The 629-nt window shown below is 40.5% G+C and carries 2 protein-coding genes; both read left to right on the top strand.

The genetic code is table 11. The features are described from left to right. On the top strand, positions 1 to 467 hold a 467-nt coding region (locus AC1DRF_RS31345), incomplete at its 5' end, for a spore germination protein (protein ID WP_477742745.1). A 6-nt stretch (positions 468 to 473) separates the two neighbouring features. Continuing rightward, positions 474 to 629: GerAB/ArcD/ProY family transporter (locus AC1DRF_RS31340; RefSeq protein ID WP_477742746.1), on the top strand; the 156-nt coding region annotated here is incomplete at its 3' end.

Raw genomic sequence — 629 nt, 5'->3', positions numbered from 1 at the left:
CCCTTATAGAAGCCTTATTCATGGAAATAGCTATCGAAATCTTGAGAGAAGCTGGACTCAGGTTACCAAAACCAATTGGTCCAGCAATGGGCATTGTCGGTGGGTTAATCATTGGAGAAGCTGCGGTGCAGGCAGGAATCGTTAGCCCTATTTTAGTGATTATTGTAGCGTTAACTGCCATTTCATCGTTTGCTATTCCGCAATATAGCGTCGGGATTTCATTGCGTATTCTTCGCTTTATAGCTATGCTATGTGCTGCCATACTTGGATTATATGGAGTCGTTTTATTTTTCCTTTTTATGACCAGTCATTTGGTGAAACTAAAAAGTTTTGGCGTATCTTATATGAGTCCAGCGGTACCCTATCGTTTAAGTGAATGGAAAGATTTGATGGTCCGTATGCCTCTTATGATGATGAAAAGACGTCCAAAGATGATGCATACCAAAGATTCTCTACGAAAAGGATAGCAGCTTATGATAAAAGGAAGTGAACCAGTGGTAATGATAAATTCAAACGATCGTATTACGACGCCACAAACAGCTATTATTGTCATCAATTTTATACTTGGAACCGGTATTCTGACGTTGCCTCGAACAGCTGCGGAACAAGTGAAAACACCAGATGTGTGG

Source organism: Priestia sp. P5_B4, from assembly GCF_056400385.1.
Note: the sequence above shows the minus strand (reverse complement) of the source record. Positions and strands in the feature narration are given on the sequence as shown.